The organism is Micromonospora lupini (assembly GCF_026342015.1).
GTDB lineage: Bacteria > Actinomycetota > Actinomycetes > Mycobacteriales > Micromonosporaceae > Micromonospora > Micromonospora lupini_B.
Window position 1 is genome coordinate 2,538,297 of the sequence record NZ_JAPENL010000001.1, and the last position, 25,578, is coordinate 2,563,874.

Genomic DNA, 25,578 nt, shown 5'->3' on the forward strand with positions numbered 1-25,578 from the left:
CGCGTGAGCCTTCCGCGAAGCGAACCGTCCTGAAGAGAAGACAAAGCGGGGGACACCGTCGGCGACCGTCACATCCCGACGTGAGCACGTCGGATCAAATGAGGGCTATTCCCGGATCCGGATCGGCAACATCGGTGACGGGGCGCAGGGGGAGCCAAAGGAACGCGGCCCGCTCCGCGATCGTCAGTCGGCCTGGGCGGCCAGTTCGCGGGCGCGGTCCCGGGCGGCCTCCAGCGCGGCGAGCAGCGCCGCGCGTACGCCGTGCTTCTCCAGCTCGCGGATCGCGGAGATGGTGGTGCCGGCCGGCGAGGTGACCGCCTCGCGCAGCTTGACCGGGTGCTCGCCGGAGTCGCGCAGCATCACGGCGGAGCCGATCGCGGTCTGCACGATCAGCTCGTGCGCCACCTGCCGGGGCAGCCCGAGCAGGATCCCGGCGTCGATCATGGCTTCGACAAGCAGGTAGAAGTAGGCCGGGCCGGAGCCGGAGAGCGCGGTCACCGCGTCCTGCTGTGACTCGGGCACCCGGATCGTCTGGCCGAGGGGCTTGAACATCTCCTCGGCCAGGGCGAGGTGCTCGCCGGTGGCGTACGCGCCCGCCGAGATGGCCGTCATCGCCTGGTCGACGAGCGCCGGGGTGTTGGTCATGACGCGGACCACCGGGGTGCCCTCGGGCAGCCGGCGGTTGAAGAAGCTGGTGGGCAGGCCGGCGCAGAGCGAGATGACCAGCTTGTCTGCGGGCACCTTGGGGCCGATGTCGTCAAGCAGGGCGGCGGCGTCCTGTGGCTTGACCGAGACCGCGAGCACTGCTGCCTCGTCGACGGCGGTCAGGTTGTCGACCACCCGGACGCCGTAGCGGGCGGTCAGCTCCTCGGCACGGGCCGGTCGGCGGGCGGTGGCGAGCAGCCGCTCCACCGGCCAGCCGGAGCGCAGCAGCCCGGAGAGCATCAGCTCGCCGATCTTGCCCGCGCCGATCACCGCGACCGTGTGCACCCCTGCTGACATCTCGGCCGTACCCCCTCGCGTCGTGCTGCGGCGCGGCGGGCCGCACGCCCGCTGCGCCGTCGAACGTCGGGTCACGGCGCCGCTGGCCGCTGGCCCGCTGAGCCGTCGAACGTCGGGTCACGGCGCGGTGCGGCGGTGGGCCGCGTGCGCCGTCGAACGCCGGTGTGCGGCGCGACGACCGCAGGGGTCGCCGCGCCGCCTACCGTCGGTCAGCTGCCGAAGAAGACCTCGGCCTCTTCGTACCGCTCCAGCGGCACGGTCTTCAGCTCGCGGGTGGCCTCCACGAGGGGCACCCGGACGATGTCGGTGCTCTGCATCGCGACCATCTTGCCCCAGTCGCCGTCGTTGACGGCGTCGATGGCCTGCAGGCCCAGGCGGGTGGCGAGCACCCGGTCGAAGGCGGTCGGGGTGCCACCGCGCTGGATGTGGCCCAGCACCACGGTGCGGGCCTCCTTGCCGGTCTTGGCCTCCAACTGCTCGGCCAGCCACTGGCCGATGCCGCCGAGGCGGACGTGGCCGAACGAGTCCAGCTCCTGGTTGGCGAGCACCATCTGACCGTCCAGCGGCTGGGCGCCCTCGGCGACCACCACGATCGGGGCGTACTGGTGCTGGAAGCGCTTCTCGACGTAGCCGGCCACCTGGTCGACGTCGAACTGCCGCTCGGGCAGCAGGATCACGTTGGCGCCGCCGGCCAGGCCGGCGTGCAGGGCGATCCAGCCGGCGTGCCGGCCCATGACCTCGACGACGAGGGTGCGGTGGTGGCTCTCCGCGGTGGTGTGCAGCCGGTCGATGGCCTCCATCGCGATGTTGACAGCGGTGTCGAAGCCGAAGGTGTAGTCGGTGGCGCCCAGGTCGTTGTCGATGGTCTTCGGCACGCCGACCACGTGCACGCCCAGCTCGTAGAGCTTGGTGGCCACGCCGAGGGTGTCCTCGCCGCCGATCGCGATGAGCGCGTCGACGCCCTGGGTGGCGAGGTTGTCCTTGATCCGCTCGACGCCGTTCTCGATCTTGAACGGGTTGGTGCGGGACGAGCCGAGGATGGTGCCGCCGCGGGGCAGGATGCCGCGGACGTCCGCGATGCCCAGGGGACGGGACAGACCCTCCAGCGGGCCCTTCCAACCGTCCCGGAAGCCCACGAATTCGTGACCGTAGGTGGCGACGCCCTTGCGGACCACCGCCCGGATGACCGCGTTGAGTCCCGGGCAGTCGCCGCCGCCGGTGAGCACGCCGATACGCATGATCCGCTCATCCTCCTGGAGCATCAGGTAAAGCCCGATATGCCCCAGGGTATGTGTCAGGTCAGACCATCGGCGCCATTGCCGGCCCGGGGCGGGCCGTCACTGCGCACTGTAGTCGGCCTACCTGCGCGACGACAGCGCGCCCCGGGGGGCGAGGGTCAGTAGGTCACCTCGTGGTTCTCGCCGACGGCCGACGGGTGACCCGTGACGGCGGCCTTCGCGAACCCGAGCAGGTTGACCACGGTGCTGCTGGGCGAGTCCCAGTACTCGGCGGAGCTGGCGTGCACCTTGAGCAGGGTCAGGCCGGGCGTGTCCAGTCCGTCCGGAAACCAGGTCTTGAGCAGCGGGTTCCACAGCCGCTTGGCGCGCTCGGCGTCGAAGCCCTCGCTGGCGGTGCCCGAGACCGACACCCAGGCGTTGTGCCTCTGGTCCGAGAAGGCGACGTTGACCTCCGGGTTCACCCGGATCTGGCGCACCTTGGCCGAGTCGTCGTACGCGAAGAACCACAGGTCGCCGTCGAACTCGGCCTCCTGCAGCCCCATCGGCCGGCTCACCTGCCGCCCGTCCAGCGCGATAGTGGTGAGCATGCAGATCCGGGCGGCGCGGACCAGCTCGGTGACCCGCGTCCGGGCCTCGGTGACGCTTGTCGGATCGTTGCTCATGGCGGTCTCCCTCGGCTCGACTGGTCGAACCGATGCCCGGGACAGAACCGGCCAAACCTGCAAACGTACGACGACTCTCAGCGCGCCGTCATCGCCCGCCAGCGCGCCAGGTTGTGCCGGGCGTCGACAAGGGCGTCGTGCCGGGCCGCGTCCGCGTCCGGCAGCGTCGGCCGGCCCCTGTCGTCCCAGAGCTGCCGCAGGTCCTTGGTGAACCGGGGGATCTCCCGGGGCAGCGCCGGCATCGCCCCCCAGAGCTGGGCGAGGACGACGTGGTCGTACGCCGCGTACCAGGCCCACAGCTCCAACTGCTCCCCCGGCCGGTCCCGGACCGGCTCCATGAGGAAGTCGTACAGGTCGTCACGGATGCGCTCCCGGGAACGCCAGGAACGGTCCGCCGGCGACGGCAGCCTGTCCAGCACGTTGCGCCGGACCCAGGGCACGGCGCGGGAGTCGTCGAACTCGGTGGAGACCGCGTAGAACTCGCGGCCGTACTCGTCGACGACACCTATCGAGACGAGGTCGACGGTCCGGCCGTCCTCGATGAACTCGCAGTCGTAGAAATAGCGGTACACCATTCCGGCCATCCTCGCCCACCGCCGGCCGGCGACACCCGGCGGGGGCCGGGTGCGACCCACTGCCGGTCCGCCGCGGACCAGCGGCGACCCGGGCCGCCGACCTGCGACCAAGGGCCCGGGCAGGGGGTACGTCGCAGCTCGCGACGGTCACGGAAGTGCTTCGAGGGGTGTACAGCAAGCGACCGGACCGTCATGATCTGATGTGTACCGCTACCGGACGCCGAATCGGTGTCAGTTCACCTTGTCAGGGCCATCAGGTTCACCCGGTGAGCGATTGTGTGGTCCATGACCGTGGAGGGGTTGGGCCGTGGAGATGCGCCTGCCGGAGCCGGGTGACGCGCTCACGGGTGTCGAGATGTTCGCCGGGCTGGAGCCCGAGGTGCGCCAGCGTGTCATCGCGGCCGCGGTGCCGCGGACGTACCGCAAGGGTCAGTTGCTCTTCGTGGAGAACGACCCGGGCGAGTCGCTGATCGTGCTGCGCCGCGGCGCGGTCGCCGTCTTCCGCACCGCGCCGACCGGCGAGCGGGCGGTGCTGTCGGTGATCCGTCCCCCGGACGTGCTCGGCGAGGTCTCCCTACTCGACGCCTCCACCAGGTCCGCGTCGGCCGAGGCCATCGAGGACTGCGCGGCGCTCGCCCTCTCCCGGGGCGCGTTCATGGAGCTGGTGCACTCCAACCCGCGCATCCTGGACGCGGTGATGCGCTCGCTGGGCGGCCTGATCCGTCGCCTCACCGAGCAGAACGCCGACCACGTCTTCCTCGACCTGCCTGGCCGGGTCGCCAAGACACTGGTCCGGCTGGCCGGCGAGAGCCAGGCCCCGATGATCACGATCGAGCTCAACCAGAGCCAGCTCGCCGAGATGGCGGGCGGTTCCCGTCAGAGCGTCAACCAGGCCATCGGCTCCTTCGCGAGTCGCGGCTGGCTGCGCACCGAGGGCCGCCGGATCGTGGTGACCGACGTGGCCGCGCTGCGCCGCCGCGCCGGCATGAACGACCGCTGAGCAGCGCCGACGCGAACGAGCGCCGAGCCGAGCCGACGCGGTGGCACGACCTGGACATGACACGGCCGGGTCGCCCGTGGGCGGCCCGGCCGTGTCGTCGCGTCACCGAGGCGTGGTTCAGACTCCCGGGCTGCCCGGGCCGGCCCACTTGTCCGGGCCCTTGCCCTCGCCGCCCGGGCCGTGGGACTGCTCGCTGACGATGCCCTCGGCCTGGAGCGTGGCCAGCGTGGCGGCGTCGACGTCCACCGAGTCGCCCGCGGAGTGGCTGACCCCGTTGCCGTCGGTCCAGTCGCTCTCCAGCTTGACGTACACCATTGACCTCTCCCCCTCTGGTCGCTGATCGAAGATGTGGCGGACTGAATGTAGTCCGCCGGAGCACTTGTGGACTGTCCACAAACCAACAGGCCGGTACCTGACACAAGCCGAGAGGCCGGTACCTGACGGGCGCGCGGGCGTGGATACTCCCTGTGACGGGACGACGGGGGGCGTCGGGCCCGGTTCGCCATGGAGGGTGTGTCATCGCCGCGCAGTGTGGGCGCTGTGGACGCACGGCCGCCGACGGTGACCGCTTCTGCGGTGGCTGCGGCGCCGAGCTGGGTGCCGTCTGCCCGCACTGCCTGCGCCCGCTCGCCTCGGACGTCACGTTCTGCACCTCGTGCGGGTCACCCCGGCCGGGCACGGACCGGGCGGCCGCCGCCACCCCGCAGGAGGACCGCCGCCGGGTGAGCGTGCTCTTCGTCGACCTCATCGACTTCACCCCGTACGTCGAGCGGGCCGACCCGGAGCAGGTCCGCGGCATGCAGACCGGCTTCTTCTCGGCGGCCCGCCGGGTGGTCGGCCAGTACGGCGGGGTGGTGGAGAAGTACATCGGTGACGCGGTGATGGCGTTGTTCGGGGCGCCCATCGCCACCGAGACCGACGCGCTGCGCTGTGTCCGGGCCGGCCTGGAGCTGCAACGGGTGCTCACCCGGTTCGCGCCGACGGGCAGCACGGAGATGCGGTTCCGGGTGGGGGTGGCGACCGGGGAGGCCCTCGTCGACGTGGCCGCCGCCCGTGACGGCGGCCAGGCGATCGTGGCCGGCGACGTGGTGAACACCGCCTCCCGGATGCAGTCGGTCGCGCCACCGGGCGGGGTGCTGGTGTGCGGCACCACGCATGCGCTGACCAGGGACACGATCCGCTACGAGGAGCAGCCCCCGGTCACCCTGCGCGGCCGGTCGTCGCCGACCGAGGTGTGGCTCGCGCTGTCGCCGCTGCGTCGCCTGCCGACCGACCGGGAGCCGGACACCACGCCCCTTGTCGACCGGGAACACGAGCTGGGCATGCTTGTCAACGCCCTGCACCGGTCGCTGCGCGACCGGCTGCCGCAGGTGGTCACGATCTTCGGCCGGGCCGGCATCGGCAAGAGCCGGCTGCTGCGCGAGCTGTACCGGCACACGGGCCGGCTTGTCGACGAGCCGCTGACGTGGCGGACGGGGCGCTGCCCGCCGTTCGGGGAGAACGTCACGTTCGCCGCGCTTGCCGACATCGTCAAGACCGAGGCCGGCATCCTGGACACCGACCCGGCCGCCAGCGCGGCGCAGCGGCTGGCCGGCGCGGTGAGCGAGTTGATCGGCCCGGGCGAACGGGACCGGGTGGTGGACGCCCTGCGCCCGCTTGTCGGGCTGCCCGGCACGCCGCTGCCGGCGGAGGAGGCCGAGTCGGCGTGGCGGCGGTTCCTGCTGGCGTTGGCCGCCCGCCGCCCCACAGTGCTGGTCTTCGAGGACCTGCACTGGGCCGACGACGCGATGCTGCGCTTCGTGGAGCTGCTCGGGGCGGCCGCCCGCGAGGCGCCGCTGCTGCTGCTCTGCACCGCCCGTCCGGAGCTGGTCGACCGGGACCCGAGCTGGGCCGGGACCATCACCGGCTCGGTGACGATCACCCTGCCGCCCCTGCGCGACACAGGCATCGCCGCCCTGTACGCGCACCTGTTCGGCCAGGCGGCGTTCTCCGCCGACATGCTGACCCCGCTCATCGAGGTGGCCGGCGGCAACCCGCTCTACGCGCACGAGTACGTGCGGATGCTCATCGAGCAGGGGGCGCTGCGCCAGTCCGGGCGGGGCTGGTCGCTGGACAAGCAGCTCGAACTGACGATGCCGGAGAGCGTGCACGCGGTGATCGCCAACCGGGTGGACCTGCTGGACGCGAAGGACCGCTCGGTGCTGCTGGCGGCCTCGGTGGTCGGGGTGCAGTTCTGGCCGGGCGCGGTGGCCGCCGCGCTGGGGCAGCCGGTCGAGGCGGTCGAGCGTGCGCTGCGCCGGCTGGAGCAGCGCGACTTCGTGCACGAGCAGGCAGCGTCGACGATGGCCGGGCAGGCGGAGTTCCGGTTCCGGCACGTGCTGGTACGCGACGTCTGCTACCAGCGGCTGCCGCGCACCGAGCGGGTGGCGCGGCACGAACGGGCCGCGGACTGGCTCGACGCGCTGTCGCACAGCCGCGACACCGATCTGGCGGAGGTGCTCGCCCACCACCGCTGGGCGGCCCACGAGATCGCCCGCTCGCTGGGCATGCCGGTCCGCAGGTACGCGGGGCCGGCGCGGCAGGCGCTGCACCGGGCGGCCCGCCGGGCGTACGCCCTGCACGGGCTGGACGCGGCGGCGAGCCACGCGGGTCGGGCGCTGGGCCTGGCCGACGACAGCGACCCGGTGGGCCGGCTGCAACTGGAGCTGCTCAGCACGGAGATCTCGTTCTATCGCGACGGCAACGCGTTCCTCTCCGGCGGTGGGCCGGAGCAGGTGCACGCGCTTGCCGACCGCCTGACGGCGCACGGCGACGACGCGTGCGCCGCGCGGGCGTGGACGCTGCTCGGCCAGGCGGCCTGGCTGCGCGCCGACCGGGGCGACGCGCTGGCCTGCCTGGACCGCGCGGTCCAGTTGTTCGAGTCCTTGCCGGACAGCCCGCAGAAGGCCGACGCGCACGCCGAGCTGGGCCGCCTGCACATGCTCAACTACGAGCGCGATCCGGCCGTGTCGGCGGCGGACACCGCGGCGGAGATCGCGGAGCGGCTGGGCCTGACCGAGACGCGCACCAACGCGCGGATCACCGCGGCCACCGCCCGCTACCAGGCCGGCGACCGGGTCGGCCTGGACGAGCTGCACGCGATCGTCGAGTTCGCGCGCTCCGGTCAGCTGCTCGCGCTGCCCCGCGCCACCCAGAACCTGGCCTGGGCCATCCGCGAGGAGGGCGACTGGCTGCGCTCGAACGCCCTGCTCTCGGCCGCGCCGGCGCGTACGGCAAGCGGCCAGACGCTCACCACAAGCTATTCGGCCGAGGCGATGCGGGCCTGGTTCGAGGGTGACTTCGGTCGGCTGCTCGCCGCGGCGGAGGCGTTCGTGGACACGCCTACCGGCAGCTGGGACATGCAGGTGCGAGGGCTGCGCTGCTGCCTGCTGGTGCTCCGCGACGACGAGGATCCGACCGATCTGACCGACGCGCTGTCGACCGCGCGGCGCAGCGGCTTCCACCGGCTGCGCTGGACGATGCTGAGCATGGCGGCGCTGTGCCGGGCGCTGCAGGGCCGCGCCGACGAGGCGGCGGAGCTGATCGACGAGCTGGACCGGTCCTGGTCGGCGGTGCCGGCGCTGGCCAGCGGGGAGTGGATCGCCGCCGCCGCGTACGCCGCCGCCCTGGCCGGGCGGGACGCCTCCGTGCGGGTCCGGGCGATGCTGGACCGGGTCGGGCATCGCACGCCGTGGTCGGAGGCGGCGCTGCGGACGGTGACGGCGGCGGTGGCGGCGGCCGACGGCGACCACCGGCGGGCGGCCGAGCTGCACCTGGCCGCCGCCGAGACGTACGGGCGGATTCCGGACGTCAGCGACCGGGTGTTGGCGCTGGCGCTCGCGGCGGCGGAGTTGACATGCGCCGGCGACCCGGCGGGCGCCCGGGTGCCGCGGGCCGAGGTGCGCACCTTCGCGCTGCGCAACGACGCCCCGGGCCTGCTGGCGCTGGCCGGCCGGCCGATCAGCCCGACCGGGCCGGCCGTGGCCTGCTGAGACGACTCAGGCGGGCACCGGTTTGAGCTTCTGGGCGTAGATGTCGACGTACTCGCGGCCGGAGAGCTCCATCAGCTCGTACATGATCTCGTCGGTGACGGCGCGCTCGACGAACCGGTCGCCGGCCAGCCCCGCGTAGCGGGTGAAGTCCAGCGGGGCGCCGAAGCGGATCCGCACCCGGTCGATGCGGGGGATGAGCGTGCCGGGCGGCTGGATCTCGTCGGCGTTGAGCATCGCCACGGGCACCACCACCGCGCCGCTCTCCAGCGCGAGCCGGGCGACCCCGGTCTTGCCCCGGTAGAGCCGCCCGTCCGGGGAGCGGGTGCCCTCGGGGTAGATGCCCGCCACTCCCCCGGCGCGCAGCACCCGCAGCTGGGTGTCCAGGGCGGCGCGGGCGGCCTGGCCGCCGGGAGCGGTCCACCGGGATGGTGCCGGTGCCGACGAAGAACATCTTCGTCAACCAGCCCTTGATCCCCTTGCCGGTGAAGTACTCGGCCTTGGCCACGAAGGTGACCTTCCGCGAGATGATCAACGGGGTGAAGATCGAGTCGGCGAAGGAGAGGTGGTTGCTGGCCAGGATCACCGGCCCGGTCGCCGGCACGTGGTGCAGGCCCTCCACGCACACCACAACGGACGAGGCTCGGGGTCGAGGTGCCGCCTCGATCGCTGGCAGCTCACCAGGGCGGTGCACGGCGTGTCGAGTGACTCCGCTGCCAACGATCATCGAGATCGCACGTGTCGCGCAAGAACGGACAAAGAGCCACCGCCGCGACCTGCGGCAGCGCCCCTGACTTTGGAAGACGCGACACAACGCACTCCCGGAACCGGCCTCCGACGTGTCACGATTCAGAGCACGGCGTGCGGACGGGCGCCGAGGGGGCCGCGCCGCAGGGCGCGTTGAGGAGGATTGCCGGGTGTCAGCGGGTGGGGCCCGCCGGGGACGGCGGGACAACGGGCTCGACGCGAGCGAGTACGCCATCGTCGGCGACGTCGATCCGCGCGTCGGCGAGCACCTGCTCGACGTGCTTGCCGCCGGCGGGATCGCCGCGTACCTGCAACCCTCCGCCGACCTCAACCCGGTCACCCGCACCACGACGGTTCCGGCCCGCCCGGTCGACAGGCTCTATGTCGACCGCTCGCATCTGACCACCGCTCGCGACTACCTCACCCAGCTCGCCGACGAGAGCGCCCCGGAGCAGCCTCCGGCCCGCGACGAGCCGGACATCGACGCCGAGTGGGCCCGGATCGTGGCCGGCTTCCACACCACCTCGACTGCCGACGAGCGCCCGTGGCCGGCCGCGGAGGACGTGGACGAGCGCGACGACCGGGACACCCGGGACGAGCCGACGGCGGGTCCGCTCGCCCGCTCCGGCACCGACGAGGCCGGACCGACCGCCACCGACGTCCGCCGGCTGCCGTCCGCCACCGACATCTCCGGGATCTCGGTCGGCCGGGGCACCCGCGGTGACGAGCCCTCGCTGCTTGACGGTCTGGACACCTTCGGCGCCGACCTGCCCGACGACGACGAGGACGAGGGTTACCACCCGCCTCCCCCGCCGCCACTGCCCCGGATCTCCAAGTACGCGGTGGTCGGCGCGCTCGCGGTGGTCGTCGGGTTCGTGCTCTTCCTCTTCCCGTCGCTGCTCCCGGTGGACCGCTCGGCGGTCACCCTGTTCGGGTTCACAGGCATCCTGGCCGGCTTCGTCACGCTGATCTGGCGCCTGCGCCCCGGCGACGAGAACGACGACGACCCGGACAACGGCGCCGTCGTCTGACGCCCACACCAGCGGACCGCATCGCGGGACGACGACGCCCCCGCTCGGGGCGTAACAATGGTGTAACTTACTGTCAGTAGGAATACCGCTGTACGTCACTTCCCCCGCTGACTGACCGGTTTTTCCTTGCTCGTGGCGGTCAGTCCTCTGCTGATCGGAATGCCCGAGATGCGACAGAGTTCCCTCGTGGTGGTGGCCAACCGCCTCCCCATCGACGACAGCCAGGCGCCCGACGGCGCCTGCGAGTGGCGCCGCAGCCCCGGCGGGCTGGTCAGCGCGCTGCACCCCCTGCTCCGGCACACCCCGGCGACCTGGGTCGGCTGGGCCGGCGGCACGGGTGCGGCACCCGCCCTGCCGGACGTGGACGGCGTCCACATGCACACGGTCGCCCTCAGCCACGAGGATCTACGCGACCACTACGAGGGCTTCTCCAACGCCACCCTCTGGCCGCTCTACCACGACGCCGTCGAGCAACCCGAGCACCACCGCCGCTGGTGGGAGGCGTACCAGCGGGTCAACCAGCGCTTCGCCGAGGCGACAGCAGAGGTGGCCGAGCCGGGCGGCGTGGTCTGGGTGCAGGATTACCACCTGCAACTGGTTCCCGGGCAACTGCGCGCGCTCCGCCCCGACCTGCGCATCGGATTCTTCCTGCACGTGCCGTTCCCGCCGCCGGAGCTGTTCATGCAACTGCCCCGCCGTGCGGAACTGCTGCGCGGCATGCTCGGCGCCGACCTGGTCGGCTTCCAGCGCGCCCAGGCGGCGCACAACTTCGCGCAACTGGTCACCCGGGTGCTGGAGCTGCCGGCCACCGACCGTCGGATCGGCATCGACGACCGGGTGGTGCGCATCGGCGCGTTCCCGGTCTCCATCGACACGGCCGAGATGGCCGCCCTCGCCGCCCGCCCCGACGTGGCCGCGCGGGCCCGCCGCCTCCGCCAGGATCTCGGCGATCCCCGCCAGGTCATCCTCAGCGTGGACCGAATGGACTACACCAAGGGCATCGAGCAGCGCCTCAAGGCGTACAGCGAGCTGCTCGCCAGCGGCGACGTCAAGGTCCGCGACACGGTGCTCGTGCAGGTCGCCATGCCGAGCCGGGAACGCGTCGGGCAGTACCAGATCCTGCGCGAACGGATCGAGCGCGAGGTGGGCCGGATCAACGGCGAGTTCGGCCGGGTCGGCGAGCCCGCCATCCACTACCTCACCCAGCCCTTCGACCGGGCCGAGCTGGCCGCGCTCTACCGGGTCGCCGACGTGATGGCGGTGACCCCGCTGCGCGACGGGATGAACCTCGTCGCCAAGGAGTACGTCGCCGCCCGGGTGGACGACGACGGCGCGCTGCTGCTCAGCGAGTTCGCCGGCACGGCCGCCGAGCTGTCGCAGGCGTACCTGGTGAACCCGCACGACCTGGAGGGGCTCAAGCAGGCGCTGCGTACGGCGCTGCGGGCCAGCCCCGCCGACGTCACCGAACGCATGCGAGCCATGCGCGCCCACCTGCACCAGCACGACATCCGGGCCTGGGCGCGCTCCTACCTGAGCGCCCTGGACGAGCGCGGCGCGCTGGTCGGCAGCCTCGCCAACGCCGACGGCGCGGCCCTGGTGCCGCGTCCCGCGACCCGCGCGACCTCCGCCACGCAGCACACCGGCGGCTGACCGGCGCGACCACTCACCTGGCGGCGGGCTCCTTCTCCAGCCAGTCCAGGATCGCGTCGATCGGCTCGGCCCACCGCGCGTCGAGCATCAGGTCGTGCCCCATGCCGGGGAAGAGCAGCGGAGCCGACCCGTACCGGCGGGCGATCCGCGTCAACGTCGACGCCGGCACCACGCGGTCGTCCGGGCTGCCCAGCACCAGGACCGGCGGCGTGCCCACGGCCGGCTCGGCCTCCGGCTCGCCCAGCAGCGCCCACTGCGCCCGCCGACCGGCCCGACCCAGCCGCGCCACGTACCGCCGGGCCTCCTCGTCGGGCAGCTCCCGGCTGAACAGCTGCGCCCGGCTGAGCCGCAACGGCCCGCCGAACACCGCCGGCAGCGTCCCGGCCGGGTTGCGGCGCAGCGCAGTGGACACCATGCCCCAGCCGCCGAAGACAGGCGCCACCAGCACCGCGCCGCGGGCCGGGTAGCGCGCCAGCGCGTGCGCCACCACGAGCGCCCCGGCGCCGTGCCCCACCAGCACCGCCTGGCGCGGCAGGCTCGCCGCCACCTGGACCACATCATGGGCGTACGCGCGCAGCGTCGCCTCCGGTGCCGGCTCACTGCCGCCGTGCCCCCGCAGGCTCAGCGCGTACGCCGGGAAGCCCCGCGACGCGGCGTGCCCCAGCCAGTGCTCGGCGAACGCCCACGCGCCGTGCCCGAACCCCGGAACGAAGAGCAGCGGGGGCCGCCCCTCCTCCACCTCGGGGACGGCGCTGAGCACCTCACGTCGCGCCGGCCGGACCGGCCGGGACCACTCCCGGCCCCGCATGATCCGCAGCTCGGTCATTTGGCCTCCAGGTCGTGCAGGGCGCGCTGGACGGCGCGCAGGTAGTCGGCGTGCCCGACCTCGAACCAGTGCCGGCTGCTGTCCTTGACCTGCCCCGAGTAGCGCTCCCCGGCCCGGTCGCGCACCCGAGACGCGAACGCCGCGGCCCGTTCGGGCCGGTCCCGGCGGGCCCGCAACAGCCGGGCGAAGAGCACCGTCTGCCAGTGCGCCAGGGTGAACATTCCGGAGTCCGGCTGCACGAGGCCGGCGACCGCAAGCGTGGGATGCCCCGGGGTGAAGGCGTTGAGCCAGAGCGTGGGCCGGCCCGTGCCGGCACTGTCGCCGAACACCGACGCGTCGAGGAACTCGAACCGCGGCAGGTAGCCGGTGGCGAAGATGACCAGGTCGGGGTCGATCTCGCGGCCGTCGGCCAGCTCCACGGCGTACGGGCGGAAGCGGGCCAGGTCCGGTACCGGGCCGATCCCGCCGTGGCCCACGTAGTAGACGAGTTGGCTGTTGGCGATCGGGTGCGTCTCGTACACCCGGTGGTCGGGCTTGGGCAGGCCGAAGCGGGTCAGGTCGCCGACGGTCAGGCGCAGCGTCCAGTGGTAGAGCCACTGGCGGACCCGCAGCGGCACCCGCATCGCCAGCAGGGCGTCGTTGACCTGGTCGGCCGGACGCCCGAGGACGTACTTCGGGGCGTACCAGTAGCCGCGGCGGGTGGAGTGCCAGCAGCGCGACGCCTGCTGGGCTGCCTCGACGGCGATGTCACAGCCGGTGTTGCCGGCACCGACCACGAGCACCCGCTTGCCGCGCAACTGCGCCGGGTCCTTGTAGGACGACGCGTGCATGATCTCGCCGCGGAACTCCTCCAGCCCCTCGTAGCGGGGCAGCTTCGGCGACCAGTTGTGCCCGTTGGCGATGACCACCGCGGCGTACCGGGAGGTGCGCTCGGGCCCGTAGCCGCCTGTGGAGCGGGTGGTCACGTCCCAGCGGTCCCCCTCGGCGGGCTCCACCCGGATCACCTCGGTGCCGAACCAGACGTGCGACCGCAGGTCGAAGTGGTCGGCGTACCGCTCGAAGTACGCCAGGAGCTGGCTGTGGTGCGGGTAGTCCGGCCACGAGTCCGGCATCGGGAAGTCGGGGAACTGGGTGAACGGCTTCGACGACAGCAGGTGGGTGCTGGCGTACACCGGGCTGCGGTCGTGCCGCCAGTTCCAGGCGCCGCCGACGCCTGTCTCGCGTTCGTAGCAGTCCACCCCGAACCCGTGCTCGCGCAGGTTCTTGATGGCCGTCAGGCCGCTGGCCCCGGCCCCGATGACGCAGACCGTGTCGCCCCGGTCGGAGAGTGGACGGCCCTCGGGGCTCTGCGCGGACGGGGTCGCGTCCGGGTCGGGCCGGCCGTGGTCGGTGGAGGTGGACACCGGGACATCTCCTTTTGTGCGGCACGGGTGCCGGTCGCCGCGAAATCCTCTCCACATCGGAGCCGGATGTCCAGCCCCGGCGCGGACCGATCGGCGGGTCCCGGCCGGTGGGGGTCAGCCGGTGGTGGGCAGCAGCAGGTCGACGAGGACCGGGAAGTGGTCGCTGGCCCGGCGGGTCTGCGGAGTGTCCACCACGTCGTAGTCGACCACGCTGATCCGGGGGTCGACGAAGAGCGCGTCGATGCGGTGGCGCGGGTCGGCGCACGAGTAGGTGAGCCGGTCCGCCCGGTCGGCGGCGATCGCCGCGTCGGTCAGGCCACGTGCCACCGTGGCCCACGCCGGCCCGTCCGGCCCCTCGTTCAGGTCGGCTCCGGCCACCACCGGGCTGCTCGCCGCGTCCAGCCCTCGCCGGAACTCGGCGGCCTGCGCGGGCCGCTCGGTCGGGTCGGTGGACAGGTGCGAGCCGGCGAGGGTGAACCGGGCCTCGCCGACCCGGCAGTCGGCGTACGCGGCGCCGCGCAGGTGTCGGCCCGGGGTCAGCGGAAAGCGCTGGCAACGGGTGCCGCGCACCTGCACCCGCAGGCTGGTCAGCAGCAGGTTGCCCAGGGCGGGCAGACCGCCGGCGGCCACCACCAGGCCGAAGGACTCGGCCAGAGTGGCGGACTTCTGCCGCCACCGGAACCGCCGCGGCCCCTCCTGCACGATCACCACGTCCGGCCTCGCGGCCCGGACCACCGCCGCCAGCGCCGCGGTGTCGTCGCGCTGGCTGTGGATGTTGTACGACACCACGCGCAGCGGCACGCCGGCAGCCTCGCCCATCGCCGGCCGCCTCAGATCCGGCGGGCCAGGTCGGCCGCGCCGATCACCCCGGCGCTGTTGCCCAGCTCGGCGGGGAGCACCTCGGCCACCGGCAGGCGGCCCCGCTGGGCGAGCGCGTCGAGGTACGAGCGGCGCGTCGGGCCGAGCAGCAGGTCACCGGCGTCGATCACGCCGCCGCCGACGACGAGGGTCTGCGGGTCGAGGATCTGCGCCATGTCGGCGAGGCTGGTGCCCAGCCAACGGCCGATCTGCGCGAACGCCTCGGCGGAGACCGGGTCGCCGCCCTGCGCGGCGGCGGTCACCATGTGGCCGGTGATCGCCTCGGCCTCGCCGCCGGCCAGGTCCAGCAGAGCGGCGGCCCGCTGCGGTTCCTGCCGGGCGCCGGCGCGGGCGAAACGGACCAGGGCGCTGCCGCTGGCGTACTGCTCGATGCAGCCCAGCCGCCCGCAGCCGCACTGGTGCCCGTCCGGCACGGCCAGCATGTGGCCCAGCTCCGCGGCGACGCCGTGCGCGCCGCGCATCAGCTCGCCGCCGAGCACGATGCCGCCGCCGACGCCGGTGCCGATCGTGAACATGATCATGGAGTCGTCGGCGTCCCGGGCCGCGCCGTAGCGGAACTCGGCCCACGCGGCCACGTTGGCGTCGTTCTCCACGATCACCGGCAGCCCGACCGCGGCGCTGACGTACTCGCGCAGCGGCTCGTCACGCCAGGCCAGGTTCGGGGCGAAGAGCACGGTGGAGCGGGTGGCGTCGATCCAGCCGGCCGCGCCGATCCCGACGGCCTCGATCGTCCGCCCGGCAGCCAGCTCGCCGACCAGCTCGATGATGACGTCGCGGGTCTTGCCGACGTCATCGGCGGGAGTGTCCCGTCGGCCCTGCACGAGAACCGTGCCGGTGTCGTCCACGACACCGCCGGCCACCTTCGTGCCACCGACGTCGACTCCGATGGTCAGCGTCACCGCTGCCGCTCCCCTCTGCTGTGCTGTCCGGGTCCACGCGCCGATGGCACGCCGGTCCGGATCGCGATGTCCCGCGCTCAGGCGCCGCCGCCCGGCGCGTCCGCGCCGGTGTCGTCGGACGCCCGCGACGCGGGCACCGCGGGTCGACTGGTCGGCGCCGGTGCGGCCACCGACCCGGCGTCGTCGACGGGTGCTGCGGTGGTCGGGGCGGGTGGGTCCGCCGACCGGGTGGCGACCGACCAGACATCCCGCTCCGGCGCCGGCTGAGAATCATGCCCGGTGCGGGTGGCATCGCGCCACACGTGCTCGTCGTCGGTCTCGCCGCCCCGGTCGACCGGGACGGCGGACGGGCCCTCGTCCTCGCTGCTCGCGGCGGACGCCGGCCGCGACGGCGCGGCGGGCCGGGGTGCGGCCGTCGTGGGTGGCTCCGGCGGCGCGAACGCGCGGAGCAGGCTGGCCACGCCGGCCGCGAGGTCTCCGGCGCCGGTGGCGAGCCGTTCGGCGAATTCCGGACTCGGGTCGCGCAACGCGGCGATGCCGCGACAGACCGGGCAGACACAACATTCGGCCGAACCGGTGGCGAAACCACCACCGCCGTGGCCGCTGGCGCCCGGAGCGGCACTGTGACCGAGGACACCGGCCAGCATCCCGCCCAGCGGGCCGAACGCGCCGGCCGCCGACCCGCCGGAGGCCAGTCGCGCCCCCGCGAGCAGGGTGGCGACCAGACGCTCCGCCTCTTCCCGGGCCGAACCCGGATCCGTTCCGCCCACAGTCGGCTCCTCTACCCTGCCGGCGGACGCGTCACTGCGCCGCACCGGGTGCTTCTACCCGGCGCTTGAGCTGCTTCAACGCCGTGTCCATGATCATCTTCTCGGCCTTGCGCCGAAACATGCCGAGCATCCCCACCGACAGCTCGACCTCAAGCGTGTACGTCACAGTGGTGCTCCCGTCCGGGTTCGCCACCAGGTCGTACGAGCCGCGCTGGCTCTTCTGCATCTTCGAGGGGGCGAGCAGGCGCCACTCGACGCGGGACAGGTCCTCGGCGTACTCGTAGGCGAGCACGTACTCGTCGGCCATCACCCCGGCGTCGATGACGAAACGCACCTGGCTCGCGTAGCCGTCCTCGTACTCCTCGATCACCTCGGCGTGGCGTACCGCCTCGGTCCACTCCGGGTAACTCGGGAAGTCGCAGATGACCGCCGCCACCCGATCCGGTGACGCGCCGATGATGATCGACTGGGTGGAGGAGTCCGCCATGGGGGGAGGCTACCCGGCGGGTACCGCCCGTACGCCGCGCCGCCCCCGCCGGGTAGGTTTCGACAGAGCCGACAGCCGTGGATGGGCAGTGGCCCGGCCAGTGCGAGCACGAAGGAGTGCAGGTGCGCGAGTTCTCCGTTCCGCCGATCGTCACCGTTGGCGACGCGGCCAACCTCACCGATCCGGTCTGGGACAACGCCGAGGCCGCGCCGGACACCGTCCAGTTCGCCCGCGCCACCCGCTCGCCCGACGGCAACGGCACGGCCTGGGCCGAGGTGACCTGCCTCCAGTTCCGCGACGAGGTGGCAGCGGTGGCCCGGGGCCTGATCGCCGCCGGCGTCTCCCCCGGCGCCCGGGTCGCGCTGATGAGCCGGACCCGCTACGAGTGGACGCTGCTCGACTATGCCATCTGGACCGTCGGCGCGGTCACCGTGCCCATCTACGAGACGTCGAGCGCCGAGCAGGCCGCCTGGATCCTGGCCGACTCCGGCGCGGTCGCCGCCGTGGTGGAGACCGACGCGCACGCCGACCTGGTCGCCGGCGTCCGCGACCGCCTGCCCGAGCTGACCCATCTCTGGCAGATCGAGCGCGGCGGGGTCGACGAGCTGGTCACCGCCGGCGCGGCCGTCGAGCTGGCCGAGGTCGAGCAGCGCCGCAAGGCCGTCCGGGCCGGCGACCTGGCCACGATCATCTACACCAGCGGCACCACCGGCCGCCCCAAGGGTTGCGTGCTCACCCACCGCAACATGTACGCCGACATCGCCAACGCGGTGCCGGTGCTGCCGAACCTGTTCAACGCCGGCGCGGCCACCCTGCTGTTCCTGCCGCTGGCGCACGCCTTCGCCCGGCTGATCCAGATCGGCGTGGTGCAGGCCCGCGCGACCCTGGCCCACTGCTCCGACACCAAGAACCTGGTCGCCGAACTGCAGGACTTCCGCCCCACCTTCGTGCTCTCCGTACCCCGGGTGTTCGAGAAGGTCTACAACGCGGCGAAGCAGAAGGCCGAGGCCGACGGCAAGGGCGGCGTCTTCGCCCGCGCCGAGCAGGTCGCCATCGCGTACAGCGAGGCGCTGGAGACCCCGCGCGGACCCGGCGTGGCGCTGCGCGCCCAGCACGCGGTCTTCGACCGGCTCGTCTACCGCAAGCTGCGCGCCGCGCTCGGCGGGCGGTGCCGCGACGCCATCTCCGGCGGCGCGCCGCTGGGCGCCCGGCTCGGGCACTTCTTCCGCGGCGTCGGCGTGACGGTGCTGGAGGGGTACGGCCTGACCGAGACCTCGCCCGCCGCCGCCGCGAACCTGCCCACCGGCACCCGGATCGGCACCGTCGGCCGGCCGCTGCCAGGCGTGACAGTCCGGATCGAGGACGACGGCGAGATCCTGATCTCCGGCGACCTGGTCTTCCAGGGCTACTGGCACAACGAGGCGGCCACCACTGAGGCGCTCAGCGCCGACGGCTGGTTCCGCACCGGCGACCTGGGCCAGCTCGACGCCGACGGCTACCTGAGCATCACCGGTCGCAAGAAGGAGCTGATCGTGACCGCGGGCGGCAAGAACGTCGCCCCCGCGGTGCTGGAGGACCAGGTCCGCGCCCACCCGCTGATCAGCCAGTGCGTCGTCGTCGGGGACGCCAAGCCGTTCATCGCCGCGCTCGTCACGATCGACGAGGAGGCGTTGCCGACGTTCCTCGCGAGCGCCGGACTGCCCTCGGACACGCCCGTGGAGGAGCTGCGCGAGCACGAGGGCCTGCGCGCCGAGGTCCAGTCCGCGATCGACGCCGCGAACCAGGCCGTGTCGAAGGCCGAGGCGATCAAGGTCTTCCGGATCCTGCCCCGCGACTTCGCCGAGGCCACCGGTGAGCTGACCCCGTCGCTCAAGGTCAAGCGACAGGTCGTCCACAAGACGTACGCGGCGGAAATCGCCGACATCTACCGAGGCTGACTACCATCCGTCACGTGCCCGCATCCGCATCCGCCACACCACATCCGCATCCCCTCGCCGCGGCCGCCCGCCTGGTGATGCTGGCGCTGGTCGCGATCCTGACCCTGTTCGCCACCCGCGACGTCACCCAGCTGTGGTGGATCGCGCTGCTGGCGGTCGCCGGAGCGCCGTCCCTGCTCGCCCCGCAGCACCGGCTGATCGGGCCGCTGAGCAGGGTGGCCGAGGTGGTGGTGCTGGGGCTGGCCGCGAGCCAGGTCGCCGCGGTCGCGTCGATCGGGGGCACTGTCGACGGGCTCGGCGCCTCCGCGGTGCTGCCGTACCTGGCGGTGCCGGTGACCGTGACCGCCCTGCGCCGCCGCTTCCGCGAGGGCGCGGCGCTGCTCGCGGTGACGGCCGGCACGCTGCTCCTCGCCGGCGCGTTGACAGAGGTCGACGGCGGGCGTCAGCTCGGCCAGGTGGGTTACCTGGCGGTCTGCGCGCAGTGGCTGATCCTCGCCGCGCTCGGGCTCTACGCCGCCGGCACCCTGCACCGGGTGATGGCCGTCCGTGGGGAGGGCAAACCCCAGCCGTACGCCGAGGCGACCCGGCTGCTGACCCAGCTGCGGACCGTGGCCCGGCAGCTGCCCGGGGCGACCCTGGACCCGGGCGGCATCTCCGAGCACCTGCTGGAGGAGCTGCGCACGGTGGCTCGGGCGGACCGGGGGGCTGTGCTGTCGGCAAGCGGCGGGGGCCGGCTCGTGGTGCTCGCCCAGGCCGGCGTGGACCGGGTGGACTGGGAGACGACCCTGGACGCGGACTCGGCGATCGCCGACGCCTGGGCCAGCCAGCAGGCCACGACGGCCGCCCGCTCGCAGTCGCGCTCACACCGGGGCGGGGACGTGTCGGCGCTCATCGTCCCGCTTGTCGCCGGGGTGCGCACGGTCGGGCTGGTGGTGCTGGAGGCGGACGTCGCGCACGCGTACCCGCCGCCTGTGGTGTCCCGGGTGACCGGGCTGACCCGACCGGCCGCGCTGCGGCTGGAGGCGGCGCTGCTGTTCGACGAGGTCCGCTCGCTGGCCACCAACGAGGAGCGTCAGCGCCTGGCCCGGGAGATCCACGACGGGGTGGCGCAGGAGCTGGTGATGGTCGGCTACGGCATCGACAACGCCATGGCCACCGTCTTCGACGACGCCGACGAGACCGCCGAGGCCCTGCGTACGCTGCGCGGCGAGGTGACCCGGGTGATCCAGGAGCTGCGGCTGAGCCTCTTCGAGCTGCGCAGCGAGGTGGACCGGCAGGGCGGGCTGGCCGCGGCGATCGCCGAGTACGCCCGGACCGTCGGCGCCTCGGGCGGGTTGCGGGTGCACCTGTCGCTTGACGAGTCCACCGCGCGCCTTCCGGCGGCCACCGAGGCCGAGTTGCTGCGCATCGCCCAGGAGGCGGTGACCAACGCCCGCAAGCACGCCGGAGCCTCGAATCTCTGGGTCACGTGTGAGGTGGACCCCCCGTACGCCCAAATTGAAGTGTCGGATGACGGTCAGGGGATGGCTGACCAGCGCCCCGACGGACGGTACGGTCTTGCGATCATGGCCGAGAGGGCGGAACGTATCCGGGGCCGGTTGGAGATCAGGCCGCGGCAACCCAGCGGCACGACCGTGGCGGTGGTTCTCGGCACCTCGTCCCGGCGCGACAACGTGCGCAACAGCGCAGCACCAGAAGGGGAGTAACCCGAGGATGACCACAAGTCCGACACCGGCCACCCGCACCAAGGTCCTCCTTGTCGACGATCATGACCTGATTCGCAAGGGCCTGCGGCACGCCTTCGAGCGCGACCGCCAGTTCGAGGTCGTCGGCGAGGCCGCGACCGCGGCAGAGGGGGTACGCCAGGCCGGCGCCCTGCAGCCGGACGTGGTGATCATGGACCTGCGGCTGCCCGACGGCAGCGGCCTGGAGGCCACCCGCGCGCTGCGCAAGTCCAGCGCGTCGATGGGCATCGTGGTGCTGACCATGTACGCGGGCGACGACCAGCTCTTCGGCGCCCTGGAGGCCGGCGCGAGCGCGTTCGTGCCGAAGACCGCCCCGGCCGACGAGGTGGTGGCCGCCGCGCGGCACGCCGCCTCCTCGCCCAGCGCGTTCACCGCCGCCGACCTGGCCGAGGCGATGAAGCGTCGGCTCGCCCCGTCCGGCCCGCAGCTCTCCCCCCGGGAGGGGCAGGTGCTGCGGCTGCTCGCCGACGGGATGAGCGTGGCGGGCATCGCGAAGCAGCTGTTCGTGAGCGAGTCCACCGCCAAGACGCACATCTCGAAGCTCTACGAGAAGCTCGGCGCCGCCAACCGGGCACAGGCGCTGATGACCGCGCTGCGGCTCGGCCTGCTCGAGGCGCCGGACGCCCCGAAGTTCTGACAGACGCCCGCTCGTCGAGCGGGACACGCGAGCGAAGGTCCGCGCCGGCTCCCCCCGGCGCGGACCTTCGCGTATCGACCGACGTCGGCGGGAATTCGGCGGCACGCTATGGTCTGGCGGGTACGTCGGGGGCAGAATACCCGCGCGGGCGACGACGCCCGTGTCGTGGACTCAAGGGGTTGAGCGCATGCAGCGGCCGGACTGGGCACCCGACACCATCGACATCGAGCGCCCGAGCGTCGCGCGGATGTACGACTACTACCTCGGCGGATCGCACAACTTCGCCGCCGACCGGGCCGCCGCGCAGGCGATGGTGGCCGCCGTCCCGGAGGCGCCGCTGATGGCGCAGGCCAACCGGGCGTTCCTGCGTCGGGCGGTCCACCACCTCGCCGAGGCCGGCGTCCGACAGTTCCTGGACATCGGCTCGGGCATTCCCACAGTCGGCAACGTGCACGAGATCGCCCAGCGCATCGACCCGGAGTCGCGTGTGGTCTATGTGGACGTCGACCCGGTCGCGGTGGCGCACAGCCGGGAGATCCTGGCCGGCAACGACCGCGCGGTGGTGGTGCAGGAGGACGTGCGGCGCCCGGAGGCGATCCTGGCCCACCCCGACGTCCGCAAGCTGCTCGACCTGAGCCAGCCGGTGGCCGTGATGATCGTGGCCGTCCTGCACTTCGTCTCCGACGACGACCGGCCGGCGGAGCTGCTGCGGGCACTGCGCGACGCGTTGGCGCCCGGCAGTTACCTGGTGCTGTCCCAGGTCAGCGACGACGGGCGCAGCGGGGACGAGCGAGCCGAGGCCGAACGGGTCTACCAGCGCACCGACAGCCCGCTCTGGATTCGCAACCGGGCCGAGCTGACCGCGCTCTTCGACGGGTTCGCCCTTGTCGACCCCGGCGTGGTCTGGGTGCCGCAGTGGCGGCCGGACACCCCGGAGAGCGCGGAGGACGCCGAGCGTGCGGCCTTCATGGGCGGCGTCGGGCGACTCGGTGACTGAGTCGCCCGAGGCGGCCACCCGCCCGGGCACCTTCGCCCGCGCCTGGGCCAAGGCGGTCTCCGGCACGAGCTACCTGCCGATGACCCAGGCGCAGCTCGAGGCCCTGCTGCACCGGCTCACCGGGCAACTCGCCGGCGCGCTGCTCGCCGAGCCGTTCGACCTGCGGGCCGGGCACCGGGTCGGCGCGGAGCTGGTCGCCGCGCACATCGCGTCCGCGGAGGGGCTGGGTCGTACGGTCGAGGTCATCCAGCTCCGGCTCGTGCGGGACCTGGGACTGGTGGCCGAGGACGTCGAGGACCGGATGGCGCGGCTGCTGGCCGCCGTGGCGACCGGCTACGCCCGCGCGCTGCGCGACCGGACGCTCGACGAGCAGGAGTCGATCCGCCGGGCCGCCATGATGGCCCGCACGCAGGCCGAGCGGGCGCTGCGGGCCAGCGAGGCGCGGTTCCGCCACCAGGCCACCCACGACCCGCTCACCGGCCTGCCCAACCGGACGCTGTTCACCGAACGACTCACCGCCGCGCTCAACGAGCCGGGCCGGGGCGCCCAGCGTGTGGGGGTGTGCTTCCTCGACCTGGACCGCTTCAAGGTCGTCAACGACAGCCTGGGGCACCAGGTGGGTGACCGGCTGCTGACCACTGTGGCCGAGCGGCTGCGTCAGACCCTCGGTGAGCATCTGGTGGCCCGCCTGGGCGGGGACGAGTTCGTCATCCTCGTGGAGGGCGCCGCCGGCACCGACGCGGTGGTGGAGGTGGCCGAGAGCGCTCTGGCCGCGGTCCGCACACCGGCGGTGGTCGACGGGCACGAACTCCAGGTCACGGCGAGCATCGGCATCGTCGAGCGGCAGGTGGCCGGTGCCAGCCCCAGCGACCTGATGCGGGCCGCCGACAGCACCCTGCACTGGGCGAAGTCGGCGGGCGGGGCGCGCTGGGCGCTCTACGACGCCGAGCGTAACCGCCGCGAGCTGGCCCGTTACGCCCTCTCGGCGGCCATCCCGGCCGCGCTGGAGCGGGGCGAGTTCTACCTCGACTACCAACCCCTCACCTCGCTGCGCGACGGCCGGCTGCTCGGCGTGGAGGCGCTGGTCCGCTGGCGTCATCCGGAGCTGGGCGTCCTGCGGCCGGACAGCTTCATCGCGCTGGCCGAGGAGACCGGCCTGATCGTGCAACTGGGCGGGTGGGTGCTGGCCGAGGCGTGCCGGGAGGCGGAGGCGTGGTCGGCGGGGGGCGTCGAGGCGCCGTTCGTGAGCGTCAACCTGGCGGTCCGGCAGGTGCACAGGCCCGGCCTGGTGCAGGAGGTCCGCGCGCTGCTGCGCCAGACCGGTCTGCCGCCCGAGCGACTCCAACTGGAGATCACCGAGAGCACGATGATGAGCAGCGCCAAGGAGCCCGTGCGGGCGCTGCGGGTGCTTGCCGATCTCGGGGTGCGCATCGCCATCGACGACTTCGGCACCGGCTACAGCAACCTGGCGTACCTGCGGGACCTGCCCGTCACCGAGCTGAAGGTGGCCGGCGAGTTCGTGGCCGGCCTGCGCTCGCCGGCGGTGGGGCGTACCGACGAGCGGATCCTCGCTTCGCTGGTGTCCCTGGCGCACGCGCTGGACCTGACGGTGACCGCCGAGGGTGTGGAGACCGCCGGGCAGGCCGAACGGCTGCGGGCGATCGGTTGTGACGCGGCCCAGGGCTGGCACTTCGGCAGGCCGGCCCCCGCCGACCGCATTCTGGCCCGCATCCGCTGAGCCCTCCGAACCGCCGGTAGACAACGTCTACGCCCGGCTGGTAGACACTGTCCATGAGCGCGGAGGAGACGGGCGTACGGGCCCGGCTGGTGGCCGCAGGGGTGGACCTGGTGCTGCGCGAGGGCCAGTCGGCGGTGTCCCTGCGGGAGATCGCCCGTCGGGCGGGCGTCTCGCACGGCGCTCCGCGCCGCTACTTCCCCACCCACGTCGACCTGCTCTCCGCCATCGCCCGGGAGGGCTTCGCCGACCTCACCGCCCGCGTCGGGGCGACCATGGACGCGGCCGGCGCGGATCCGCGTACCCGCCTGGTCGCGCTGGCCCGGACGTACCTGGACTTCGCCGCGGCGCACCGCGGCATGTTCGAGCTGATGTTCCGCCACGACCTGCTGGCCAGCGGCCGTCTGCGGCTGCGCGAGACGAGCCTGCCGCTGTTCACCCTCCTGGTCGACCTGGTCGCCCAGGTACGCCAGCCGGCCGACAGGCCCGCCCCGGTGCTGGCCGGCGCGCTCTGGGCCAACCTGCACGGCATCGCCCAACTCTGGGCCTGGGGCAGCCTTCCGCTGGCCACCGGCGCCACCGACGACGACACCCTGCTGCGGGCCGCGCTCGACGCGCACCTCGGTCCCGCGCCGCACTGAACCGGGAGAAGACGTGCCCCTGCTGTACGACATCGGCAAACTGACAGTCGGCGCCACCCTGCGGCTGGGCTGGCGGCCCCGCGTGGAAGGACTGGAGCACCTGCCCCGCCACGGCGGCGCGATCCTCGCCAGCAACCACCTGTCCGTCGCCGACGAGGTGCTCCTCGGCTGCCTGACGCCGCGCCACGTCACCTTCTGGGCCAAGGCCGAGTACTTCACCGGCCGAGGCCCGGGTGGTTGGCTCAGCCGGCAGATCGTCGCCGGCATGGGCGCCATCCGGGTCGAGCGCGCCGGCGGCCGCGCAGCCCTCACGGCCCTCGACGCGGCCGTGCCGGTGCTGCGCGCGGGCGGTCTCGTCGCCATCTACCCGGAGGGCACCCGCTCCCCCGACGGACGGCTCTACCGGGGTCGGACCGGCATGACCCGGCTCGCCCGCGACGCCGAGGTGCCGATCATCCCGGTCGGCGTGCTCGGCACCGCCGAGGTCCTGCCTGTCGACGCGCGACTGCCCCGCCGACACCCGGTCGCCCTGCGGTTCGGCCCGCCGATCCCCGTCGCCGAGCGCATCACCGGGCCCCGCGACATCCGGACGATCACCGACGAGGTGATGGCCGCGATCCAACGGCTCACCGACCAGGAGTACGTGCCCCACTACGCCCCGCCCCGGCCGGCCCGCACCTGAGCACGGG

General features: G+C 73.3%; 22 protein-coding genes and 1 pseudogene. 11 read left to right on the plus strand and 12 right to left on the minus strand.

Going from position 1 to position 25,578, the window contains the following annotated elements; genetic code table 11:
- Nucleotides 1-183: 183 nt before the first annotated feature.
- The 4 genes from proC to OOJ91_RS11120 all read right to left on the minus strand — a co-directional run bounded on the left by proC (nt 184) and on the right by OOJ91_RS11120 (nt 3,477).
- The gene (proC, locus tag OOJ91_RS11105; RefSeq protein ID WP_007463113.1) at nt 184-1,002 is read right to left on the minus strand and encodes a pyrroline-5-carboxylate reductase; all 819 of its coding nucleotides are present in this window, start codon (nt 1,000-1,002) and stop codon (nt 184-186) included.
- A gap of 209 nt (nt 1,003-1,211) precedes the next feature.
- On the minus strand, nt 1,212-2,240 hold the full coding sequence (locus tag OOJ91_RS11110; RefSeq protein ID WP_266245370.1) for a 6-phosphofructokinase: 1,029 nt from the start codon (nt 2,238-2,240) through the stop codon (nt 1,212-1,214).
- 158 nt (nt 2,241-2,398) lie between these two features.
- A complete protein-coding gene (locus tag OOJ91_RS11115) occupies nt 2,399-2,902 on the minus strand; it encodes a pyridoxamine 5'-phosphate oxidase family protein (protein ID WP_266244521.1) in 504 nt (167 codons plus the stop codon).
- Between the two features lie 77 nt (nt 2,903-2,979).
- On the minus strand, nt 2,980-3,477 hold the full coding sequence (locus OOJ91_RS11120) for a polyadenylate-specific 3'-exoribonuclease AS (protein WP_266244522.1): 498 nt from the start codon (nt 3,475-3,477) through the stop codon (nt 2,980-2,982).
- 307 nt (nt 3,478-3,784) lie between these two features.
- On the opposite strand from OOJ91_RS11120, the gene OOJ91_RS11125 reads away from it, so the two are divergent.
- The gene (locus tag OOJ91_RS11125; protein ID WP_007463121.1) at nt 3,785-4,477 is read left to right on the plus strand and encodes a Crp/Fnr family transcriptional regulator; all 693 of its coding nucleotides are present in this window, start codon (nt 3,785-3,787) and stop codon (nt 4,475-4,477) included.
- A 117-nt stretch (nt 4,478-4,594) separates the two neighbouring features.
- On the opposite strand, the gene OOJ91_RS11130 is transcribed toward OOJ91_RS11125, so the two are convergent.
- Nucleotides 4,595-4,792 carry a hypothetical protein gene (locus OOJ91_RS11130; RefSeq protein ID WP_266244523.1) on the minus strand — a complete coding sequence of 66 codons (198 nt, stop codon included), beginning with the start codon at nt 4,790-4,792 and terminating at the stop codon, nt 4,595-4,597.
- Nucleotides 4,793-4,944: 152 nt separating this feature from the next.
- Here OOJ91_RS11130 and OOJ91_RS11135 point away from each other — a divergent pair, with 152 nt between their 5' ends.
- Nucleotides 4,945-8,508 carry an ATP-binding protein gene (locus OOJ91_RS11135; RefSeq protein WP_266244524.1) on the plus strand — a complete coding sequence of 1,188 codons (3,564 nt, stop codon included), beginning with the start codon at nt 4,945-4,947 and terminating at the stop codon, nt 8,506-8,508.
- Between the two features lie 6 nt (nt 8,509-8,514).
- Here OOJ91_RS11135 and OOJ91_RS11140 read toward each other — a convergent pair.
- Nucleotides 8,515-9,232, minus strand: a pseudogene (locus OOJ91_RS11140) (lysophospholipid acyltransferase family protein).
- A 190-nt stretch (nt 9,233-9,422) separates the two neighbouring features.
- Between OOJ91_RS11140 and OOJ91_RS11145 the strand changes: the two are divergent.
- Both OOJ91_RS11145 and OOJ91_RS11150 read left to right on the plus strand, forming a co-directional pair.
- Nucleotides 9,423-10,283, plus strand: coding sequence for a DUF308 domain-containing protein (locus tag OOJ91_RS11145; protein ID WP_266244525.1), 861 nt, complete (start codon nt 9,423-9,425; stop codon nt 10,281-10,283).
- 168 nt (nt 10,284-10,451) lie between these two features.
- Nucleotides 10,452-11,933, plus strand: a complete 1,482-nt coding sequence (locus OOJ91_RS11150; RefSeq protein ID WP_266245371.1) for an alpha,alpha-trehalose-phosphate synthase (UDP-forming) — start codon at nt 10,452-10,454, stop codon at nt 11,931-11,933.
- Between the two features lie 13 nt (nt 11,934-11,946).
- On the opposite strand, the gene OOJ91_RS11155 is transcribed toward OOJ91_RS11150, so the two are convergent.
- From OOJ91_RS11155 to OOJ91_RS11180, 6 genes are all read right to left on the minus strand, one after another.
- Complete coding sequence (locus OOJ91_RS11155; protein WP_266244526.1) at nt 11,947-12,759, minus strand: alpha/beta hydrolase; 813 nt, start codon at nt 12,757-12,759, stop codon at nt 11,947-11,949.
- On the minus strand, nt 12,756-14,162 hold the full coding sequence (locus tag OOJ91_RS11160) for a flavin-containing monooxygenase (protein ID WP_266244527.1): 1,407 nt from the start codon (nt 14,160-14,162) through the stop codon (nt 12,756-12,758). The genes OOJ91_RS11155 and OOJ91_RS11160 overlap by 4 nt, the downstream gene beginning before the upstream one ends.
- Nucleotides 14,163-14,276: 114 nt before the next feature.
- Nucleotides 14,277-14,981, minus strand: coding sequence for an endonuclease/exonuclease/phosphatase family protein (locus tag OOJ91_RS11165; RefSeq protein WP_266244528.1), 705 nt, complete (start codon nt 14,979-14,981; stop codon nt 14,277-14,279).
- An 11-nt stretch (nt 14,982-14,992) separates the two neighbouring features.
- Nucleotides 14,993-15,940: an ROK family glucokinase gene (locus OOJ91_RS11170; protein WP_266244529.1), complete on the minus strand. Its 948-nt coding sequence runs from the start codon at nt 15,938-15,940 to the stop codon at nt 14,993-14,995.
- Between the two features lie 77 nt (nt 15,941-16,017).
- Entirely contained in the window at nt 16,018-16,710 is a 693-nt protein-coding gene (locus OOJ91_RS11175) for a hypothetical protein (RefSeq protein WP_266244530.1), read from the minus strand.
- 31 nt (nt 16,711-16,741) lie between these two features.
- Nucleotides 16,742-17,197, minus strand: coding sequence for an SRPBCC family protein (locus OOJ91_RS11180; RefSeq protein ID WP_266244531.1), 456 nt, complete (start codon nt 17,195-17,197; stop codon nt 16,742-16,744).
- A 122-nt stretch (nt 17,198-17,319) separates the two neighbouring features.
- Here OOJ91_RS11180 and OOJ91_RS11185 point away from each other — a divergent pair, with 122 nt between their 5' ends.
- From OOJ91_RS11185 to OOJ91_RS11215, 7 genes are all read left to right on the plus strand, one after another.
- Nucleotides 17,320-19,134, plus strand: coding sequence for an AMP-dependent synthetase/ligase (locus OOJ91_RS11185; protein WP_266244532.1), 1,815 nt, complete (start codon nt 17,320-17,322; stop codon nt 19,132-19,134).
- A gap of 77 nt (nt 19,135-19,211) precedes the next feature.
- Nucleotides 19,212-20,840, plus strand: a complete 1,629-nt coding sequence (locus OOJ91_RS11190) for a sensor histidine kinase (RefSeq protein WP_439117062.1) — start codon at nt 19,212-19,214, stop codon at nt 20,838-20,840.
- Between the two features lie 7 nt (nt 20,841-20,847).
- Nucleotides 20,848-21,516: a response regulator transcription factor gene (locus tag OOJ91_RS11195; RefSeq protein ID WP_007072219.1), complete on the plus strand. Its 669-nt coding sequence runs from the start codon at nt 20,848-20,850 to the stop codon at nt 21,514-21,516.
- Between the two features lie 187 nt (nt 21,517-21,703).
- On the plus strand, nt 21,704-22,513 hold the full coding sequence (locus OOJ91_RS11200) for an SAM-dependent methyltransferase (RefSeq protein WP_266244534.1): 810 nt from the start codon (nt 21,704-21,706) through the stop codon (nt 22,511-22,513).
- Nucleotides 22,514-22,592: 79 nt separating this feature from the next.
- Nucleotides 22,593-24,251 (plus strand): putative bifunctional diguanylate cyclase/phosphodiesterase, encoded by a 1,659-nt coding sequence (locus OOJ91_RS11205; RefSeq protein WP_266245372.1) that lies wholly within the window; start codon nt 22,593-22,595, stop codon nt 24,249-24,251.
- Nucleotides 24,252-24,304: 53 nt separating this feature from the next.
- Nucleotides 24,305-24,889 (plus strand): TetR/AcrR family transcriptional regulator, encoded by a 585-nt coding sequence (locus tag OOJ91_RS11210; protein ID WP_266244535.1) that lies wholly within the window; start codon nt 24,305-24,307, stop codon nt 24,887-24,889.
- A 13-nt stretch (nt 24,890-24,902) separates the two neighbouring features.
- Complete coding sequence (locus OOJ91_RS11215; RefSeq protein ID WP_266244536.1) at nt 24,903-25,571, plus strand: lysophospholipid acyltransferase family protein; 669 nt, start codon at nt 24,903-24,905, stop codon at nt 25,569-25,571.
- The last annotated feature ends 7 nt before the right edge of the window (nt 25,572-25,578 follow it).

Bases quoted from the DNA above. Each gene is read 5' to 3' on its own strand.
- proC (WP_007463113.1), bottom strand. From the start codon at position 1,002: ATGTCAGCAGGGGTGCACACGGTCGCGGTGATCGGCGCGGGCAAGATC.
- OOJ91_RS11180 (WP_266244531.1), bottom strand. From the start codon at position 17,197: ATGGCGGACTCCTCCACCCAGTCGATCATCATCGGCGCGTCACCGGAT.
- OOJ91_RS11210 (WP_266244535.1), top strand. From the start codon at position 24,305: ATGAGCGCGGAGGAGACGGGCGTACGGGCCCGGCTGGTGGCCGCAGGG.
- OOJ91_RS11120 (WP_266244522.1), bottom strand. From the start codon at position 3,477: ATGGTGTACCGCTATTTCTACGACTGCGAGTTCATCGAGGACGGCCGG.
- OOJ91_RS11205 (WP_266245372.1), top strand. From the start codon at position 22,593: ATGACCCAGGCGCAGCTCGAGGCCCTGCTGCACCGGCTCACCGGGCAA.
- OOJ91_RS11155 (WP_266244526.1), bottom strand. From the start codon at position 12,759: ATGACCGAGCTGCGGATCATGCGGGGCCGGGAGTGGTCCCGGCCGGTC.
- OOJ91_RS11110 (WP_266245370.1), bottom strand. From the start codon at position 2,240: ATGCGTATCGGCGTGCTCACCGGCGGCGGCGACTGCCCGGGACTCAAC.
- OOJ91_RS11130 (WP_266244523.1), bottom strand. From the start codon at position 4,792: ATGGTGTACGTCAAGCTGGAGAGCGACTGGACCGACGGCAACGGGGTC.
- OOJ91_RS11165 (WP_266244528.1), bottom strand. From the start codon at position 14,981: ATGGGCGAGGCTGCCGGCGTGCCGCTGCGCGTGGTGTCGTACAACATC.
- OOJ91_RS11115 (WP_266244521.1), bottom strand. From the start codon at position 2,902: ATGAGCAACGATCCGACAAGCGTCACCGAGGCCCGGACGCGGGTCACC.
- OOJ91_RS11200 (WP_266244534.1), top strand. From the start codon at position 21,704: ATGCAGCGGCCGGACTGGGCACCCGACACCATCGACATCGAGCGCCCG.
- OOJ91_RS11195 (WP_007072219.1), top strand. From the start codon at position 20,848: ATGACCACAAGTCCGACACCGGCCACCCGCACCAAGGTCCTCCTTGTC.
- OOJ91_RS11190 (WP_439117062.1), top strand. From the start codon at position 19,212: ATGCTGGCGCTGGTCGCGATCCTGACCCTGTTCGCCACCCGCGACGTC.
- OOJ91_RS11150 (WP_266245371.1), top strand. From the start codon at position 10,452: ATGCGACAGAGTTCCCTCGTGGTGGTGGCCAACCGCCTCCCCATCGAC.